General features: G+C 64.4%; 17 protein-coding genes. 11 read left to right on the top strand and 6 right to left on the bottom strand.

From position 1 onward, the window contains the following. On the bottom strand, window positions 1-966 hold a 966-nt coding region (gene xseA, locus AYB31_RS09540), incomplete at its 3' end, for an exodeoxyribonuclease VII large subunit (protein ID WP_162493005.1). Window positions 967-1,051: 85 nt separating this feature from the next. On the opposite strand from xseA, the gene AYB31_RS09535 reads away from it, so the two are divergent. The 8 genes from AYB31_RS09535 (at window position 1,052) to AYB31_RS09500 (ending at window position 8,855) form a co-directional block, all read left to right on the top strand. After that, window positions 1,052-1,600 carry a sugar ABC transporter ATPase gene (locus tag AYB31_RS09535; protein WP_068828051.1) on the top strand — a complete coding sequence of 183 codons (549 nt, stop codon included), beginning with the start codon at window positions 1,052-1,054 and terminating at the stop codon, window positions 1,598-1,600. An 80-nt stretch (window positions 1,601-1,680) separates the two neighbouring features. Continuing rightward, complete coding sequence (gene guaB / locus AYB31_RS09530) at window positions 1,681-3,150, top strand: IMP dehydrogenase (protein ID WP_068828049.1); 1,470 nt, start codon at window positions 1,681-1,683, stop codon at window positions 3,148-3,150. Window positions 3,151-3,227: 77 nt separating this feature from the next. Further along, window positions 3,228-4,805: a glutamine-hydrolyzing GMP synthase gene (guaA, locus tag AYB31_RS09525; protein ID WP_068828047.1), complete on the top strand. Its 1,578-nt coding sequence runs from the start codon at window positions 3,228-3,230 to the stop codon at window positions 4,803-4,805. 164 nt (window positions 4,806-4,969) lie between these two features. Further along, the gene (locus AYB31_RS09520; protein ID WP_068828045.1) at window positions 4,970-5,608 is read left to right on the top strand and encodes a DUF1326 domain-containing protein; all 639 of its coding nucleotides are present in this window, start codon (window positions 4,970-4,972) and stop codon (window positions 5,606-5,608) included. Next, window positions 5,589-6,353, top strand: a complete 765-nt coding sequence (locus AYB31_RS09515) for a DUF2182 domain-containing protein (protein ID WP_068828043.1) — start codon at window positions 5,589-5,591, stop codon at window positions 6,351-6,353. The genes AYB31_RS09520 and AYB31_RS09515 overlap by 20 nt, the downstream gene beginning before the upstream one ends. 123 nt (window positions 6,354-6,476) lie before the next feature. After that, window positions 6,477-7,844: a multicopper oxidase family protein gene (locus AYB31_RS09510; RefSeq protein ID WP_068828041.1), complete on the top strand. Its 1,368-nt coding sequence runs from the start codon at window positions 6,477-6,479 to the stop codon at window positions 7,842-7,844. A 10-nt stretch (window positions 7,845-7,854) separates the two neighbouring features. Next, window positions 7,855-8,331, top strand: a complete 477-nt coding sequence (gene tadA / locus AYB31_RS09505; RefSeq protein WP_068828039.1) for a tRNA adenosine(34) deaminase TadA — start codon at window positions 7,855-7,857, stop codon at window positions 8,329-8,331. A gap of 53 nt (window positions 8,332-8,384) precedes the next feature. Further along, window positions 8,385-8,855: a hypothetical protein gene (locus tag AYB31_RS09500; RefSeq protein ID WP_236715525.1), complete on the top strand. Its 471-nt coding sequence runs from the start codon at window positions 8,385-8,387 to the stop codon at window positions 8,853-8,855. Here the strand turns inward: AYB31_RS09500 and mltF are convergent, their stop codons facing one another. Next, window positions 8,856-10,331 (bottom strand): membrane-bound lytic murein transglycosylase MltF, encoded by a 1,476-nt coding sequence (mltF, locus tag AYB31_RS09495; protein WP_068828037.1) that lies wholly within the window; start codon window positions 10,329-10,331, stop codon window positions 8,856-8,858. Between the two features lie 148 nt (window positions 10,332-10,479). Between mltF and purL the strand changes: the two genes are divergently transcribed. From purL to AYB31_RS09480, 3 genes are all read left to right on the top strand, one after another. Continuing rightward, on the top strand, window positions 10,480-14,376 hold the full coding sequence (gene purL / locus AYB31_RS09490; RefSeq protein WP_068828035.1) for a phosphoribosylformylglycinamidine synthase: 3,897 nt from the start codon (window positions 10,480-10,482) through the stop codon (window positions 14,374-14,376). Window positions 14,377-14,423: 47 nt separating this feature from the next. After that, complete coding sequence (locus tag AYB31_RS09485; RefSeq protein WP_068828033.1) at window positions 14,424-14,705, top strand: CDGSH iron-sulfur domain-containing protein; 282 nt, start codon at window positions 14,424-14,426, stop codon at window positions 14,703-14,705. A 174-nt stretch (window positions 14,706-14,879) separates the two neighbouring features. After that, window positions 14,880-15,197, top strand: coding sequence for a Nif3-like dinuclear metal center hexameric protein (locus AYB31_RS09480; protein WP_068828031.1), 318 nt, complete (start codon window positions 14,880-14,882; stop codon window positions 15,195-15,197). Between the two features lie 61 nt (window positions 15,198-15,258). Here the strand turns inward: AYB31_RS09480 and AYB31_RS09475 are convergent, their stop codons facing one another. From AYB31_RS09475 to AYB31_RS09460, 4 genes are all read right to left on the bottom strand, one after another. Beyond that, window positions 15,259-16,278, bottom strand: coding sequence for an alpha/beta hydrolase (locus AYB31_RS09475; protein ID WP_068828029.1), 1,020 nt, complete (start codon window positions 16,276-16,278; stop codon window positions 15,259-15,261). A gap of 43 nt (window positions 16,279-16,321) precedes the next feature. Further along, a complete protein-coding gene (locus AYB31_RS09470; RefSeq protein WP_068828027.1) occupies window positions 16,322-16,582 on the bottom strand; it encodes a DUF2790 domain-containing protein in 261 nt (86 codons plus the stop codon). A 26-nt stretch (window positions 16,583-16,608) separates the two neighbouring features. Further along, window positions 16,609-17,034 (bottom strand): organic hydroperoxide resistance protein, encoded by a 426-nt coding sequence (locus AYB31_RS09465; RefSeq protein ID WP_068828025.1) that lies wholly within the window; start codon window positions 17,032-17,034, stop codon window positions 16,609-16,611. A 204-nt stretch (window positions 17,035-17,238) separates the two neighbouring features. Further along, complete coding sequence (locus AYB31_RS09460; protein WP_068828023.1) at window positions 17,239-17,688, bottom strand: MarR family winged helix-turn-helix transcriptional regulator; 450 nt, start codon at window positions 17,686-17,688, stop codon at window positions 17,239-17,241. Between the last annotated feature and the right edge of the window lie 34 nt (window positions 17,689-17,722).

The raw sequence follows: 17,722 nt of genomic DNA, 5'->3' as shown, positions 1-17,722 counted from the left end.
CAGGCGCTGCGCCTGTTGGCGCAGGCGTTCGCCGGGGTGGCGCAGGCGCCGGGCCAGGCCATCCAGGCGCAGGCGCTCGCGGCCCAGGCGGGTCTGCAGGGTCAGGGCCAGGCGGCGCTTGAGGTTGTCCAGGCGACGCTGCAGGTCGGAGCTGTCCGGTGCCAGCAGTTCGGCGGCGGCGGAGGGGGTAGGCGCGCGCACGTCGGCGACGAAGTCGCTGATCGATACGTCCGTTTCATGGCCGACGGCGCTGACGATGGGCGTCTTGCAGGCAGCCACGGCGCGGGCAACGACTTCCTCGTTGAAGCACCAGAGGTCTTCCAGCGAGCCGCCGCCACGGGCCAGGATTAGTGCGTCGAAAGCGCCACGGTCGGCCAGTTCCAAGGCGCGAACGATCTGCGCGGTGGCCTCGCGGCCCTGCACGGCGGTGGGGATCAGGGTCAGCGCCACCTGCGGCGCACGGCGGCGGAACACGCTGATGATGTCGCGGATCACCGCGCCGGTCGGTGAACTGATGATGCCGATGCGCTGCGGATGGGTGGGCAGGGCGCGCTTGCGTTCGGTACTGAACAGGCCTTCGCCGCTCAGTTTCTCCTTCAGCGCCTCGAAGGCCAGGCGCAGAGCGCCGTCGCCGGCCGGCTCCACCGAGTCGAGGATCAGCTGGTAGTCGCCACGGCCCTCGAACAGCGAAACCTTGCCGCGCACTTTTACCGCGAGGCCATCACGCAGTGCTTGGCGTACGCGCGCGGCATTCTGTCGGAACAGCGCGCAGCGCACCTGGGCCTGGTTGTCCTTGAGGGTGAAGTAGATGTGGCCGGAGGCGGGCTTGGCCAGGTTGGAAATCTCGCCCTCGACCCAGACTTGCGCGAACACGTCTTCCAGCAACAGGCGGGCACGGTTGTTCAGCTGGCTGACGGAGAGGACATCGCGCTCGAGACCGAGGCGCTGGAAGGGGTCGGTGATCATGGCCGGCATCATAGCCGTTTGCCCGGCGTGCCCAAAGCGCGGCGAGCCAGTAGACTGCGCCGCCTTTTCAGCCATCCTTCCTTATATGAACGCTATGCAGAGCATTCTGGTGCCGCAAATTTCCAGCCTGCCCAATGCCGAGGGCCGGGCCCGCCTGGTTGTGCGCTGGCTGGTCGGCCAGCGCCTGGTCGAGGCGCAGCAAAGCACCTGCGGGCGCCTGGGTAACGGCATGGCGCATGCCATTGCCGAAGGTGCGCGGCGTCTGCCGCATGCCGAAGGCCTACCGTTCGGCCAGCCTTGCAACGGCATGCAGATCGTCACTAAGCGCTGCATCTATACGCCGACCCGCGATTTCCTCGAAGAGGCCGGTTGCCCCGAGTGCCGTCGTGAAATCGGCGTGGCGCTGTTCGCCAGCCTGGACGAGTGGTCGGCCGGCGTCAGCGACAACTTCACCTGCCCCGAATGTGGCCATGAGGACGACATCAACGGCTTCCTGTTCCTGCAGCCCTGCGCCTTTTCCAATCTGGCCTTCGTTTTCAATGGCTGGCCGGCTGAGTGCTTTTCCCCGGCGCTGCTGGAAGGTTTCGCCGAACGCCTGGGCTTTGCAGTGCGCCTGGTGCAGGTACACGACTGAGTAGCGCGTCGCCATTGAGTGAAGGCGGGGCGCTGGGTATAATGCCGCGCTTCTTATTTTTCCCTCTTGGGAGCCCCGCCATGCTGCGCATCAGCCAAGAAGCACTGACCTTCGACGACGTTCTGCTCATCCCCGGTTATTCCGAAGTCCTGCCCAAGGACGTCAGCCTCAAGACCCGCCTGACCCGTGGCATCGAGCTGAATATCCCGCTGCTGTCCGCCGCGATGGATACTGTCACCGAAGCGCGCCTGGCTATCGCCATGGCCCAGGAAGGCGGCATCGGCATCATCCACAAGAACATGACCATCGAGCAGCAGGCTGCCGAGGTGCGCAAGGTCAAGAAGTTCGAGGCTGGCGTGGTCAAGGACCCGATCACCATCGAAGCCGACGCCACTGTGCGTGACCTGTTCGAGCTGACTCGCCAGCACAACATCTCCGGCGTACCGGTGCTCTCCAATGGCGACTTGGTCGGCATCGTCACCTCCCGCGACGTACGTTTCGAGAACCGCCTGGACGCCCTGGTGCGTGACGTGATGACGCCGAAAGAGCGCCTGGTCACCGTGCCGGAAGGTGCCGACAAGGAAACCGTGCGTGACCTGCTGCACAAGCACCGTATCGAGAAAGTGCTGATCGTCGATGGCGCCTTCAACCTGAAAGGCATGATGACCGTCAAGGACATCGAAAAAGCCAAGGCCTACCCGCTGGCTAGCAAGGACGACCAAGGTCGCCTGCGCGTCGGCGCTGCCGTCGGCACCGGTGCCGACACCGGCGACCGCGTGTCCGCACTGGTCGCCGCCGGCGTCGACGTGATCATCGTCGACACCGCCCACGGCCACTCCAAGGGCGTGATCGACCGCGTACGCTGGGTCAAGCAGACCTTCCCGGAAGTTCAGGTGATCGGCGGCAACATCGCCACCGGTGACGCCGCCAAGGCGCTGGTCGAGGCCGGTGCCGATGGCGTCAAGGTCGGTATCGGCCCGGGCTCGATCTGCACCACCCGTATCGTCGCCGGTGTAGGTGTGCCGCAAATATCTGCAGTCGCCAATGTCGCCGCCGCCCTGGCCGGCACCGGTGTGCCGCTGGTCGCCGACGGCGGCATCCGCTTCTCCGGTGACCTGTCCAAGGCCATCGTCGCCGGCGCCTCCGCCGTGATGATCGGCTCCATGCTGGCCGGCACCGAAGAGGCCCCGGGCGAGGTCGAACTGTTCCAGGGTCGCTCCTACAAGGCCTACCGCGGCATGGGCTCGCTGGGTGCCATGGCGCAGGCCCAGGGCTCTTCCGACCGCTACTTCCAGGACTCCTCGGCCGGCGCCGAGAAGCTGGTACCGGAAGGCATCGAAGGCCGCGTACCCTACAAGGGTGCGATGAGCGCTATCGTCCACCAGCTGATGGGCGGCCTGCGTGCCTCCATGGGCTACACCGGCTGCGCCACCGTCGAGGAAATGCGCACCAAGCCGGAGTTCGTGCGCATTACCGGCGCCGGCATGGCCGAGTCGCACGTGCACGATGTGCAGATCACCAAGGAAGCCCCGAACTATCGGGTCGGTTGATTCGACGTTTTGCTATGCGACACGGGGCTGACAGATCAGCCCCGTGTCATTTGTGATTCCTCTACGAGACGACGGCCATGGCCCACGACATTCACGCCCACCGCATCCTCATCCTGGACTTCGGTTCCCAGTACACCCAGCTGATCGCCCGCCGCGTGCGCGAAATCGGCGTGTATTGCGAGATCCACCCGTTCGACATGGAAAATGACGCCATCCATGCCTACGCACCGAAGGGCATCATCCTCGCCGGTGGCCCGGAGTCCGTGCACGAAGCGAACAGCCCGCGCGCGCCGCAGGCGGTGTTCGACCTGGGCGTGCCGGTCTTCGGCATCTGCTACGGCATGCAGACCATGGCCGAGCAGCTCGGCGGCAAGGTGCAGGGCTCCGACCTGCGCGAGTTCGGCTACGCCCGTGTCGACGTGGTCGGCAAGGCCCGCTTGCTCGATGGCATCGAAGACCACATGGACGACGACGGCGTGTTCGGCCTTGACGTGTGGATGAGCCACGGCGACAAGGTCACCGCCATGCCCGCCGGCTTCCACATCCTTGCCAGCACCCCGAGCTGCCCGATCGCCGCCATGGCCGACGACAGCCGCGCCTACTACGGCGTGCAGTTCCACCCTGAAGTGACCCACACCAAGCAGGGCGGGCGCATCCTCTCGCGTTTCATCCTCGACATCTGTGGCTGCGCGGCCCTGTGGACCCCGGCCAACATCGTCGAAGACGCCATCGCCACCGTGCGCGCCCAGGTCGGTTCGAGCAAGGTGCTGCTGGGCCTGTCCGGTGGTGTCGACTCCTCGGTAGTTGCCGCGCTGCTGCACAAGGCCATCGGCGATCAGCTGACCTGCGTGTTCGTCGACAACGGCCTGCTACGCCTGCACGAAGGCGACCAGGTGATGGCCATGTTCGCCGAGAACATGGGCGTCAAGGTGATCCGCGCCAACGCCGAAGAGCTATTCCTCGGCCGCCTGGCCGGCGTCAGCGACCCGGAGCAGAAGCGCAAGATCATCGGTGCCAGCTTCATCGAAGTGTTCGACCAGGAAGCCACCAAGCTCAAGGACGTGAAGTTCCTCGCCCAGGGCACCATCTACCCGGACGTGATCGAGTCGGCCGGCGCCAAGACCGGCAAGGCCCACGTGATCAAGAGCCACCACAATGTCGGCGGCCTGCCGGAAGACATGCAGTTCAAACTGGTCGAGCCGCTGCGCGAACTGTTCAAGGACGAAGTGCGCAAGATCGGCCTGGAGCTGGGCCTGCCCTACGACATGGTCTACCGTCACCCGTTCCCGGGCCCGGGCCTGGGCGTGCGTATCCTCGGCGAAGTGAAGAAGGAGTACGCCGACCTGCTGCGTCGCGCCGACCACATCTTCATCGAAGAACTGCGCAACTTCGACTGGTACCACAAGACCAGCCAGGCCTTCGTGGTGTTCCAGCCGGTGAAATCGGTCGGTGTGGTCGGTGACGGCCGTCGCTACGCCTGGGTCGTCGCCCTGCGTGCCGTGGAAACCATCGACTTCATGACCGCACGCTGGGCGCACCTGCCCTACGAACTGCTGGAGAAGGTCTCCAACCGCATCATCAACGAGATCGAAGGCATCTCCCGCGTCACCTACGACGTGTCGAGCAAGCCGCCTGCCACCATCGAGTGGGAATGATGCAGTGACGAAAGGGCAGCTCAGGCTGCCCTTTCTGCATCTACGCGGCTGGTTATGCGCTTGGCCGATTAGCGGCCTGGCGGACAGGTCGATTGTTTCTAGGGGACTGCAGTCGTGCTGCCTAAGCTCACAGGGTGACAATGCTCCTCTGCGAGGAAACGATCATGGCCAAGCATGTCGACTGGCGCCTGCGCGGTGCTGGGGTTGATCTGTGCAATTGCGAATACGGCTGTCCCTGTCAGTTCAATGCATTGCCCAGCCATGGCACCTGCGAGGCGGCCGTGGGTTATCGCATCGAGGAGGGGCACTTCGGTGATGTGCCGCTGGCCGGTCTCAATGTCGCCTGTACCTTTGCCTGGCCGGGCCCCATTCACGAGGGGCGCGGGCAATGTCAGGCCTTTATCGACGAGCGGGCCAGCGAGGCGCAGCGCCAGGCGCTGTTGACCATTCTCAGTGGTCAGGAGCAGGAGCCGACGGCGTTCTTCGCCATCTTTGCCAGTACCGTGGAAACCATGCATGAGCCGCGCTTCGTGCCGGTCGAGGTGCGTACCGACCGCAGCGAGTTGACGGCCAGCATCCACGTGCCCGGGGTGCTGGAGGGCAGGGTCGAGCCGATTCGCAATCCCATGGATGGTTCGGTGCATCGCGCCAGTATGGTGCTGCCGGATGGCTTCCAGTTCGGCGAGTCCGACTGTGCGAGCGCCACTTTCCGCTGTTCGGGAGCGGTGAAGCTGGACTATGCCGGGCGCAATGCGCTGCTGTACGACCTGCACATGGGCCCCAATGGCATCATCCGCAGCTAGTCGCTCCCCGGATCTGGGTGCGCTGCTTGCCAGCGCCCTCATTCTGCTGCTCGCCGCCCTGGCCTGGTGGTGGCAGGTCGAGCAGTCGGCGGCGATGGCGGCGATGGGCGACATGCAGATGCCGCCAACCGACTGGCTGTCGTGCCAGGGAGCGCTGACCCTGCTGATGTGGGTGGTGATGATGCAGGCGATGATGCTGCCGGCCGCGTTGCCGGTATTCCTGCTGTACCGCCGCTGCCTGCACGGTGACCCTCAGCAACGGGCCAAACTGTGCTTGTTCTGCACCGCCTATGTGTTGTTGTGGAGCCTGTTCGCGCTGTTGATGGCGGGGCTGCAGGCGCTGGGCGAGCAGCTCGGCTGGCTCGACCCCATGGCGCTGCGCTTGCCGCCCGCGCTCGGCTCCCTGGTGCTGCTGCAGGCCGGCCTGTTCCAGTGGAGTCAGGCCAAGGCGACCTGCATGGAGCACTGCCAGAGCCCGCTGGGCTTTCTCCAGCATCATGTACGCCCTGGGCTGGCGGGCGGCTGGCGTCTCGGTATCCACCACGGCTTGTACTGCCTGGGCTGCTGCTGGGCATTGATGCTGCTCCTGCTGGTGGTCGGTGCCATGAGCCTGTGGGGCATGGCCGCGCTGGCGTTGCTGGTGCTGGCGGAAAAGTGCTTGCCATTGGGCCGGCGCTGGCGCTTCGTCAGTGGTGCTTTGCTGGTGCTGGGCTCGGCGTGGCAGGCCACTCTTGTTCTGACCTGATGGGTGCGACGATTGACCGTTCGACTTTGCCGGGACGGCCCGCCTAAAATGCGACTCTCTCTCGTTTGAACCCCGCCATGGCGTGCGGGCTGGGCCCGGTTGCGGGCCGCACATAGGTGGGCAATGAAGTTGAAGCGCAGGCAGGTCCTTGCCGGGTTGGCCGGTCTCGGTGTTGTCGGTCTCGGCGCTGGCGGCGTGCGTTACTGGCTGGGTCGTCCGGAAAATGTGGCGAGCCATGATTACGAGCTGATTGCGGCTCCCGTCGATGTCGAGCTGGTGCCAGGGCGCTCGACGCCCGCCTGGGGTTATGGCGGCCAGGTACCCGGCGTGGAGATTCGCTGCCGCCAGGGCGAGCGGTTGCGAGTGCGCTTCATCAACCAGCTGGAGCAACAGACCACCATCCACTGGCACGGCATCCGCCTGCCGCTGGAGATGGACGGCGTGCCCTATGTCTCGCAGTTGCCGGTGCTGCCGGGCGAGTACTTCGACTACGACTTCATCTGCCCCGATGCCGGCAGCTACTGGTACCACCCGCATACCACCAGCTCGGAGCAGCTCGGTCGTGGTCTGGTCGGCCCGCTGATCGTCGAGGAACGCGAGCCCAGCGGTTTTCAGCACGAACGCACACTGAGCCTGAAAACCTGGCATGTGGACGAGCAGGGTACCTTCACCGCGTTCTCGGTGCCGCGCGAGGCGGCGCGCGAAGGTACTCGTGGGCGCCTGTCGACCATCAACGGTGTTTCGCTGCCGACGCTCGATCTGCCGGCCAGGCAGGTGGTGCGTCTGCGCCTGATCAACCTCGACAACACCGTCACCTATCGCCTCAATCTGCCGGGCGCCGAGGCGCGTATCTACGCCCTGGATGGCAATCCGATCAAACCGCGCCCGCTGGGCAAGAACTATTGGCTGGGGCCTGGCATGCGTATCGACCTGGCACTCAAGGTGCCGGCCATTGGCGCTGAGCTATCGCTGCGCAATGGTCCACTGCGCCTGGCGACCATTCGCAGCGTGAGCAGCAATGCGGCGCCTGGCGACTGGCCGCCGGCGCTGCCAGCCAACCCGGTGGCCGAGCCGGACCTGAGCCGCGCCGAGACGCTGCGTTTCAATTTCGAGTGGGCGGCCACTCTGGCCAGTCCGAACCAGGGCGGTCCGGCACGCTACTGGCAGATCAACGGCCAGGCCTGGGACATCAACGACAAGACCTGTGCCGACCGCCCTATCGCCACGCTGAAAAAGGATGGGCACTACATCTTCGTGCTGCGCAACATGGCGCAGTACCTGCACCCGATTCACTTGCACGGCATGAGCTTCAAAGTGCTGAGTTCGGATCGCAAGAAGATCGAGCCCTACTTCACCGATACCTATCTTTTGGGCAAGAACGAGACGGCGCGCATCGCCTTCGTCGCCGATAATCCCGGCGTATGGATGTTCCACTGCCATGTGATCGACCACATGGAAACCGGCCTGATGGCCGCCATCGCGGTGGTGTGAAGGGCGACCCATGCAGAAAGTGAAAATCATCGACCGCAGTCAGGACGAACGCTTCATGCGCGAGGCCATGGAGCTGGCCCGTGAGGGCGCGGCACGGGGTGAGGTGCCGGTGGGCGCGGTGCTGGTGCAGGATGGCGAGATCATCGGGCGCGGCTTCAACTGCCCGATTACCACCTCCGACCCCAGTGCCCACGCCGAAATGGTGGCGATCCGCGCCGCCGCCCAGGCGCTGAGCAACTACCGCCTGCCCGGCAGCACGCTGTATGTCACCCTGGAGCCGTGCAGCATGTGCGCCGGGCTGATCGTGCATTCGCGCATCAGTCGCGTGGTATACGGCACCACCGAGCCCAAGGCCGGGGTGGCGGTCAGTCGCGGGCAGTTCTTCAGTCAGGACTTCCTCAACCACCGGGTGCTGGTCGAGGGCGGGCTGTTGGCCCAGGAGTGTGGCGAGATGCTCAGTGCTTTCTTCAAGGCCCGACGCGCCTAGTCAGCAGGCATTCTGCCGGCATAGATCAGTTCAAATTAAAAGGAATATAGAGCGTGAAACGGGGATTTTGGTTGTTGCTGCTGGTGTTGGGGGTTGTGTCGGCTCAGGCTGGGCAGGAGAAAGTCTATCTGCTGGCAACAGCTGGCCTGACAGATACCAGCGTGGCGCAGAGTATCTTTTTACATGAGCCGGATATCACCGATCTGGCTGGGTGCCAGGAGGCTGTCAGGCAGGGGCAGCGTCATCGCGACTGGCAGCAGTATCACCATATTTTGCGTAATGACAAGGCGCAGGGTTTCAGCCTGCAAATGCAGTACCAGTGTGTGATTGGTGCGCAGCAAGTTGAGCCCTGGTTCGATCGGGCGCGTTATCGATATACCTATCTGATCAAGGTCGATAAGCAGTCGAAACTTGCCGTGCAGTCGATGGACAGTATGGCAAGTTGTTTTGCGAAGAGGCGGGCGCTGCCGGCACTGGAGCAGGAGCGCAGTCATTGCAGTAAGGGTAATCAGCGAGTGCGTTGATTAGAGCTGGCTGGGCTCGCCGCGCGGGATGGTGCGGTTGACGCCCGGTACGTGCAGGCCGCTCTCGGCCACGCGGGTGCCTTCCATCTGCGGCTGGGTCACCCAGTTGAGGATGTCGTAGTAGCGGCGGATGTTGCGCACGAAGTGCACGGTTTCACCGCCGCGGGCGTAGCCGTAGCGAGTCTTGCTGTACCACTGCTTCTGCGCCAGGCGCGGCAGCATCTTCTGTACATCCAGCCACTTGTTCGGGTCGAGGCCTTCGGCCTGGGCCAGCTTGCGGGCGTCGGCGAGGTGGGCGATGCCGACGTTGTAAGCAGCCAGGGCGAACCAGGTGCGATCCGGCTCGCTCATCTTCTCGCTCAGACCGCTGTGCACCAGGGCGAAATACTTGGCGCCACCGGCGATGCTCTGTTTGGGGTCCAGGCGATTGACCACCCCCATGGCTTGAGCGGTGTTCTGGGTCAGCATCATCAGGCCGCGCACGCCGGTCTTGGAGGTGGCGTCTGGCGTCCACAGCGACTCCTGATAGCCGATGGCGGCGAGCAGGCGCCAGTCCACCTTGTACTTCTCGGCGGCCTTGCGGAAATCCTTCTCGTAGCGCGGCAGGCGCTGCTGCAGGTGCTTGGCGAAGGTGTAGGCGCCGACGTAGCCGAGGACGTCGACGTGGCCGTAGTAGCGATCCTTGAGGCGCTGCAGGCTGCCGTTCTTCTGCACCTGTTCGAGGAACTTGTTGGCCTCGATCAGCAGGCTGTCGTCCTTGCCGGCGGCCACGGCCCAGCCCAGGCTGCGTGCCTCGCCCAGATCGAAGGCGACGCGCACGTTGGGGAAGTACACCTGGTTCATCGCCAGTTCGTTGGAGTCGACCAGGGTCAGGTCGATCTGACTCTCGTCGACCATGCGCAGCAGGTCGACCACTTCCACGTCGGCGGATTCCTCGAACTGCAGCTCGGGCAGGGTCTTCTTCAGCTGGGCCAACTGTTCGGCATGGCTGCTGCCCTTGAGCACCAGGATGCGTCTGCCGATCAGGTCTTCGGGGCGGGTGGGGCGACGTTGGCCGTTGCGGTAGATGATCTGCGGAGTGACTTCCAGATAGGCGCGGGAGAAGTTCGCCTGGCTCTTGCGCCCCTCGGTCGCCACCAGACCGGCGGCGGCCAGCACCGGACCGTCGGGCTGGTTGAGGCGGGTGAACAGCTCGTCGAGGCTGTCGGCGGTCTCGACTTTCAGTTCGACGCCCAGGCTGTCGGCGAACCTTCTGGCCAGTTCGAACTCGAAACCGGTCTCGCCGGCACGGTCCTGGAAATAAGTAGTAGGGCTGTTGCGGGTGATGACACGCAGCGCGCCCTCCTTCTGGATGCGCTCGAGGGTGCTGGGCTGCGCGGCTTCCGGAGAAGCATCGCAGCCCGCGAGCAGCAGAAGGATTGCGGTCGACAGCAGCCATGCGGCCGTGCGGATGCGCAACGCAGTGTGGGCAAACATTGGCGCAGTATACGCAAAGGCCCCCGGGTGCCATATCTGGACAGCCGCCCTGCGCTCTGCTAGGCGATGCGCCACAGGTGCCGTCCGCTGGCGCTTTAGGCTAGAATGCACGGCCTCAAAGCACACCCCTTCCCCGAGGCTGTTCACGATGTTGATCCTGCGCGGCGCGCCCGCTCTTTCCGCCTTCCGTCACGGCAAACTGCTTTCGCAACTGACCGCCAAGGTTCCTGCCGTGACTGGGCTGTATGCCGAGTTCGCACACTTCGCCGAGGTGATCGGTGCGCTCGATAGCACCGAGGAGCAGGTGCTGGCCCGACTGCTGAAGTACGGGCCGAGCGTTCCAGTGCAGGAGCCGGCCGGCAAGCTGTTCCTGACCATTCCGCGTTTCGGCACCATCTCGCCCTGGTCGAGCAAGGCCAGCGATATCGCCCGCAACTGTGGCCTGGCCAAGATCGAGCGCCTGGAGCGCGGCATCGCCTACTACGTCTCCGGCGAGTTGAGCGAGGCCGACAGCCAGGCTGTCGCCGCCCTGTTGCATGACCGCATGACCCAGCTGGTGCTGGGCGCGATGGAAGAGGCCGCCGGCCTGTTCAGCCATGCCCAGCCCAAGCCGCTGACCGCCGTGGATATCCTCGGTGGCGGTCGTGCCGCCCTGGAGCAGGCCAACGTCCAGCTGGGCCTGGCACTGGCCGAGGACGAGATCGACTACCTGGTGAAGAATTTCACCGAGCTGGGGCGCAACCCGCACGATGTCGAACTGATGATGTTTGCCCAGGCCAACTCCGAGCACTGCCGGCACAAGATCTTCAATGCCAGCTGGGATATCGATGGTCAGAGCCAGGACAAGTCGCTGTTCGGCATGATCAAGAACACCTACGAGATGAACCGAGAAGGTGTGCTCAGCGCCTACAAGGACAACGCCTCGGTCATCGAGGGTTTCAGCGCCGGGCGTTTCTTCCCCAATGGCGAAACCCGCGAATACGGCGCCACGCAGGAGCCGGTACATATCCTGATGAAGGTGGAGACCCACAACCACCCGACCGCCATCGCCCCGTTCCCCGGTGCTTCCACCGGCTCCGGCGGCGAGATTCGCGACGAAGGCGCGACTGGCCGCGGTGCCAAGCCCAAGGCTGGCCTGACCGGTTTCACCGTATCCAACCTGCGCATCCCCGGTTTCGAACAGCCCTGGGAGAAGCCCTACGGCAAGCCCGAGCGCATCGTCACCGCGCTGGACATCATGATCGAAGGCCCGCTGGGCGGCGCCGCGTTCAACAACGAGTTCGGTCGTCCGGCGCTGAATGGCTACTTCCGTACCTTTGAACAAGCGGTGCAGAGCCCACGTGGTGAGGAAGTTCGTGGCTACCACAAGCCGATCATGCTGGCCGGCGGCATGGGCAATATCCGCGCAGACCACGTGCAGAAAGGCGAAATCTCGGTCGGCGCCAAGCTGATCGTGCTCGGCGGCCCGGCCATGCTCATCGGCCTGGGCGGCGGTGCGGCCTCGTCCATGGCTACTGGCGCCAGCTCTGCCGACCTGGACTTCGCCTCAGTACAGCGCGACAACCCGGAAATGGAGCGTCGTTGCCAGGAAGTCATCGACCGTTGCTGGCAGCTGGGCGAAAACAACCCGATCAAGTTCATTCACGACGTCGGTGCCGGCGGCATCTCCAACGCCTTGCCGGAACTGATCAACGATGGCGGCCGCGGCGGTCGCTTCGAGCTGCGCGCGGTACCGAACGACGAGCCGGGTATGGCTCCGCACGAAATCTGGTGCAACGAGTCGCAGGAGCGCTACGTGATGAGCGTGGACGCTGCCGACTTCGAGCGCTTCAAGGCCATCTGCGAGCGTGAGCGCTGCCCGTTCGCCGTGGTTGGCGAGGCCATCGCCGAGCCGCACCTGACCGTGTCCGACAGCCACTTCGGCAACAAGCCGGTGGACATGCCGCTGGAAGTGCTGCTCGGCAAGCCGCCGCGCATGCACCGCAGCGTCACCCGCGAAGCCGAGCAGGGCGACGACTTCGACGCCGCCAGCGTTGCCATCGAAGAGGCAGCGGAGCGTGTGTTGCGTCACCCAGCCGTGGCCAGCAAGAGCTTCCTGATCACCATCGGCGACCGCACCATCACCGGCCTGGTCGCCCGCGACCAGATGGTCGGCCCGTGGCAGGTGCCGGTGGCCGACTGTGCCGTGACCGCCACCAGCTTCGACGTCTACACCGGCGAGGCCATGGCCATGGGCGAGCGCACTCCGCTGGCGCTGCTCGACGCTCCGGCCTCGGGTCGCATGGCCGTCGGCGAGACCATCACCAACCTGGCCGCCGCGCGCATCGAGAAGATTTCCGACATCAAACTGTCCGCCAACTGGATGGCCGCCGCCGGTCATCCGGGTGAAGACGCGCGCCTGTACGACACCGTGAAAGCGGTGGGTATGGAGCTGTGCCCGGCACTCGGCATCACCATTCCGGTGGGCAAGGACTCCATGTCCATGAAGACCCGCTGGCAGGACGAGGGCGTGGACAAGAGCGTCACCTCGCCGCTGTCGCTGGTGATCACCGGCTTCGCCCCGGTGCAGGACGTGCGCCAGAGCCTCACCCCGCAACTGCGTCTGGACAAGGGCGAGACCGACCTGATCCTGATCGATCTCGGTCGCGGGCAGAACCGCATGGGCGGCTCGATCCTGGCGCAGACCTATGCCCAGCTCGGCAAGGCCGTGCCGGACGTCGACGACGCCGAAGACCTCAAGGCCTTCTTCGCCGTGATCCAGGGCCTGAATGCCGATGGTCACATCCTGGCCTACCACGACCGTTCCGACGGCGGCCTGCTGACCACCGTGCTGGAGATGGCCTTCGCCGGCCACTGCGGTCTCAACCTGTTCCTCGATGGCCTGGCCGATGCCGCCAGCGAGCTGCCGGCCGTACTGTTCAACGAAGAGCTGGGTGCAGTGATCCAGGTGCGCCAGGATGCCACCCCGGAAATCCTCGCCCAGTTCAGCGCCGCCGGTCTCGACGATTGCGTGGCGGTGATCGGCCAGCCGGTCAACGGCAGCGACGTGGCCATCAGCTTCAACGGCGAGCCGGTATTCGGCGGCCAGCGCCGCCTGCTGCAGCGTCAGTGGGCCGAGACCAGCTATCAGATCCAGCGCCTGCGCGACAACGCCGAGTGCGCCGACCAGGAATTCGACCTGATCCTCGACGAGGACAATCCGGGCCTGTCGACCAAGCTGTCCTTCGACGTCAATCAGGACATCGCCGCGCCCTACATCAAGAAGGGCGTGCGTCCGCAGGTGGCGATCCTGCGTGAGCAGGGCGTCAACGGCCAGGTGGAAATGGCCGCTGCCTTCGACCGCGCCGGATTCAGCGCGATTGATGTGCATATGAGCGACATCCTCGCCGGACGCATCAGCCTGGAAGACTTCAAGGGCCTGGTGGCCTGCGGTGGCTTCTCCTACGGCGACGTGCTCGGTGCCGGCGAGGGCTGGGCCAAGTCGGTGCTGTTCAACAGCCGCGCACGTGATGGTTTCCAAGCCTTCTTCGAGCGCAAGGACAGCTTCGCCCTCGGCGTGTGCAACGGCTGCCAGATGATGAGCAACCTGCACGAGCTGATTCCCGGCACCGAGTTCTGGCCGCACTTCGTGCGCAACCGCTCGGAACAGTTCGAGGCCCGCGTGGCCATGGTCCAGGTGCAGGAGTCGGCGTCGATCTTCCTGCAGGGCATGGCCGGTTCGCGTCTGCCGATCGCCATCGCTCACGGTGAAGGTCATGCCGAGTTCGAGAGCGAGGAGGCGCTGCTGGAAGCCGATCTGTCTGGAACGGTCGCGATGCGCTTTATCGACAACCACGGCAAGGTCACCGAAGCCTATCCGGCCAACCCGAACGGCTCGCCGCGCGGTATCACCGGTCTGTGCAGCCGTGACGGTCGCGTGACCATCATGATGCCGCACCCGGAGCGGGTATTCCGCGCCGTGCAGAACTCCTGGCGTCCGGACGACTGGCAGGAAGATGCCGGCTGGATGCGCATGTTCCGCAACGCCCGCGTCTGGGTGGATTAACAACGAGCAGAAGCCCTCTCCCCTCCTTGGGAGAGGGTGCCGCAAGGATGGGAGAGGGCGTGTCGGACTCGCAGGATCCCAAGCTCCCCGAGGTTCGCCAGGTCAATCCTGGCGAAACCTATCTGCTGTGCCGCTGCGGGCGCTCGTCCGCGCTTCCTGACTGTCCTTCCGACTGCGCCGCTGGTCTGCTTCTGCAGCCCGCACGTCAGCAGCTTCTGCTGTTATGCCGCTGTGGCCAGTCACAACGCATGCCCTATTGCGATGGCAGCCACAATCCTCCTGCCGAAGACCTGAAAGCCCGCTGGCGCCGCTTCGCCAAGGGTGATTAAGCCGTCTCGGCTTATGGCCAATGGCTCTAGTCGGGAAATGGACGATTCGCTCCCGGCGGACTCCAATGCAGAGTTGCGAACTAGGCCACGCGAAAGGGATAAGGCAAAATGCCATTATCGCTTTGGCAGTGCGGTCCCAGGATCGCTGTATTCGTCGATGCTCGGAGGGGCTGGATGTACAAATTCTGTTTCTATGTGCCGGAGAGCCATCTGGAAGAAGTGAAGGCTGCGGTGTTCGCGGCCGGTGCAGGACGCATTGGGCACTACGACAGCTGCTGCTGGCAGGCATTGGGGCAGGGGCAGTTCCGTCCCCTGGCGGGCAGCGATCCGTTTCTCGGTCAGCACGGTAGCATCGAGGAAGTCGCGGAATGGAAAGTGGAGCTGGTGGTGGCCGATGAGCTGATCCACGATGTGGTCAAGGCCATGAAGAAGATCCATCCCTATGAGACTCCGGCGTTCGATGTATGGCGCCTGTCCGATCTGCAGTTCTGATTCCTGTGCCTCAATAGAAAAGCCCCGGCAGCTTCTGCTGTCGGGGCTTTTTTGCGCGGGCTTACTTCAGGTGTTGCTTCAGCTCGGCGCCGGCCTGGCGCATGGCTGCTTGCACGGCCGGTACATGGGCCAGCGGGTTGAGCAGGCCGTAGTCGTGGATCATGCCGTTGTAGCGCACGGCGGTGACCGTCACGCCGGCGGCATCGAGCTTGCGGGCGTAGGCTTCACCTTCGTCACGCAGCACGTCGAACTCGGCGGTCTGGATCAGCGTCGGCGGCAGGCCCTTGAGCTGCTCGGCCGAGGCGCGCAGCGGCGAGGCGTGGATCTCGGCGCGCTGCTTGGGATCGGTCGTGTAGCTGTCCCAGAACCACTTCATCATGTTGCGGGTGAGGAAGTGGCCTTCGGCGAACTGGCCGTATGAGCCGGTCTCGAAGCTGGCGTCGGTCACCGGCCACAACAGCAGCTGGAAGCGCAATTTCGGCGTGCCGGCTTCCTTCGCCTTGAGGGCGACTACCGCGGCCATGTTGCCGCCGACGCTGTTGCCGGCCACGGCCAGGCGGCTGGCGTCCACGTTGATTTCCTTGCCGTGCTCACCGACCCATTTCGTCGCCGCGTAGGCCTGGTCGATGGCAGTTGGGTATTGGGCTTCCGGGGACGGCGTGTAGCCGACATAGACGGCCACGGCGCCGGAGTTCACCACCAGGTCACGGATCAGGCGGGCGTGGGTCGGATAGTCGCCGAGCACCCAGCCGCCACCGTGGAAGAACATGAACACCGGCAGTTCGCCTTGCACGTTTTCGGGGCGAACTATGGTCAGCGGAATCGACTGGCCATCAGCCGTCTGGATGGTTTTCTCGCTGACGGTGACGCCGGAGAGGTCGACCTTGACCGACGCCTGGGCGCCAACCAGCACGGCGCGGGCGTCCTGCGGGCTGAGGGTTTCCAGCGGCTTGCCGCCTCCGGCGGCCAGGGCTTCGAGGAAGGCCTGGGTGTTGTGCTCGACGCCGGGGCTGCCGGCGGCGAAGGCGTGACCGACGGCCAGGGTGAGCAGGCCGCTGCCAATGATGTGTTTGAGAGTCATGTCTTTTCTCCTGGCGAATCGATTTGGGGTAGGTACCAGGGCGTTAGCCCTGGCTGTGGCAGTTCTCGGCTTGCTTGAGGTAGGTGAGGGCTTGCAGTTCGCCGCTGGAGTCGCGGTAAACCATTTGCGCTTCGACTACCTCGCAGTTCTCACCGGCGGCTTCGCGCAGGCTGACCACTTCGGCGACGTCCAGCGACTGGCCGTAGCGGTACTGTTGAGCGGTGGGCTGCTCGGCGAAGCTCGTCGAAGCACCGATCAGCGCCAGTGCGGCGAGGGTGCTGTTGAGCAGGGCGTGCTTTCTCATGTCGTCGTCCTCAGGCGGCGCTGGGCTTAAGCCACAACCAGGCGCACGTCGATGTTGCCGCGAGTGGCGTTGGAGTAAGGGCAGACCTGGTGGGCAGCGGCGACCAGTTCTTCGGCGATGCTACGCTCGATGCCGGGCAGGCTGATGTTCAGCTCCACCTCCAGACCGAAGCCGCCAGGAATCTGACCGATACCGACCTTGCCGGTGATCGAGGCGTCGGCCGGGAAGGCTTGCTTCTTCTGGCTGGCGACGAACTTAAGCGCGCCGATGAAGCAGGCCGAGTAGCCGGCGGCGAACAGTTGCTCGGGGTTGGTGGCTTCGCCGCCGGCGCCGCCCAGCTCACGTGGGGTGGTCAGCTTGACGTCGAGGATGCCGTCGGAGGAAACGGCACGACCGTCGCGGCCTCCGGTGGCAGTGGCGGTAGCGGTGTAGAGGGCTTTGATGCTTTGCATGGCGATGTCTCCGATTTGATTTGCTGTCTAAAATTTAGCGCGCTAAGTAAGTGCGTGAAGCAGAAGTTAGCCCTATTTAATTTTGCGCGCAAGATAATTTTTAGAAGATTTTGATCTGCCTTGAATCGTTGTTGGAATAAACCGCGGGGGGAGGGGCGAGAAAGGAGGGTTGCGCGCCCTTAGGTGCAGTGGCGCGCAGAGGGCTCAGACGCTCTGTTGCAGCTGGTTGCGTAGGGCAACTATCTGGTCTTTGAGGGCGCTGATCTGTTCCATGGTTTGGCCGCTGGCCTCGAGAATGCAGCCGGGAAAGCGCTCGGCCTCCAGTTGCAGGGCGCGGCCTTTATCCGTCAGGCGTAGCTCCACCACCCGTTCGTCGGCACTGCTGCGGGTGCGAGTGATCAGTCCTTCGCCCTCCAGGCGCTTGAGCAGCGGGGTCAGCGAGCCGGGGTCGGTAAGCAGACGGGCACTGATATCGCCGACGGTGATGCCATCGCCTTCCCAGAGCACCAGCATGGCCAGGTATTGCGGGTAGGTCAGGCCGATACCCTGCAGCAGCGGCTTGTAGGCCTTGGTCATCAGTAAAGAAGTGGAGTGCAGGGCAAAGCACAGCTGGTTGTCCAGCTGCAGGGCGGCGCAGGATTTGGGTTGGGTCATGGTGCGGCTCTCCGCGAGGTATCTGCGCAATAAT

It is taken from the genome of Pseudomonas sp. BMS12, assembly GCF_001592875.1.
Lineage (GTDB): Bacteria > Pseudomonadota > Gammaproteobacteria > Pseudomonadales > Pseudomonadaceae > Aquipseudomonas.
This window is presented reverse-complemented; position numbering and strand designations above follow the sequence as displayed.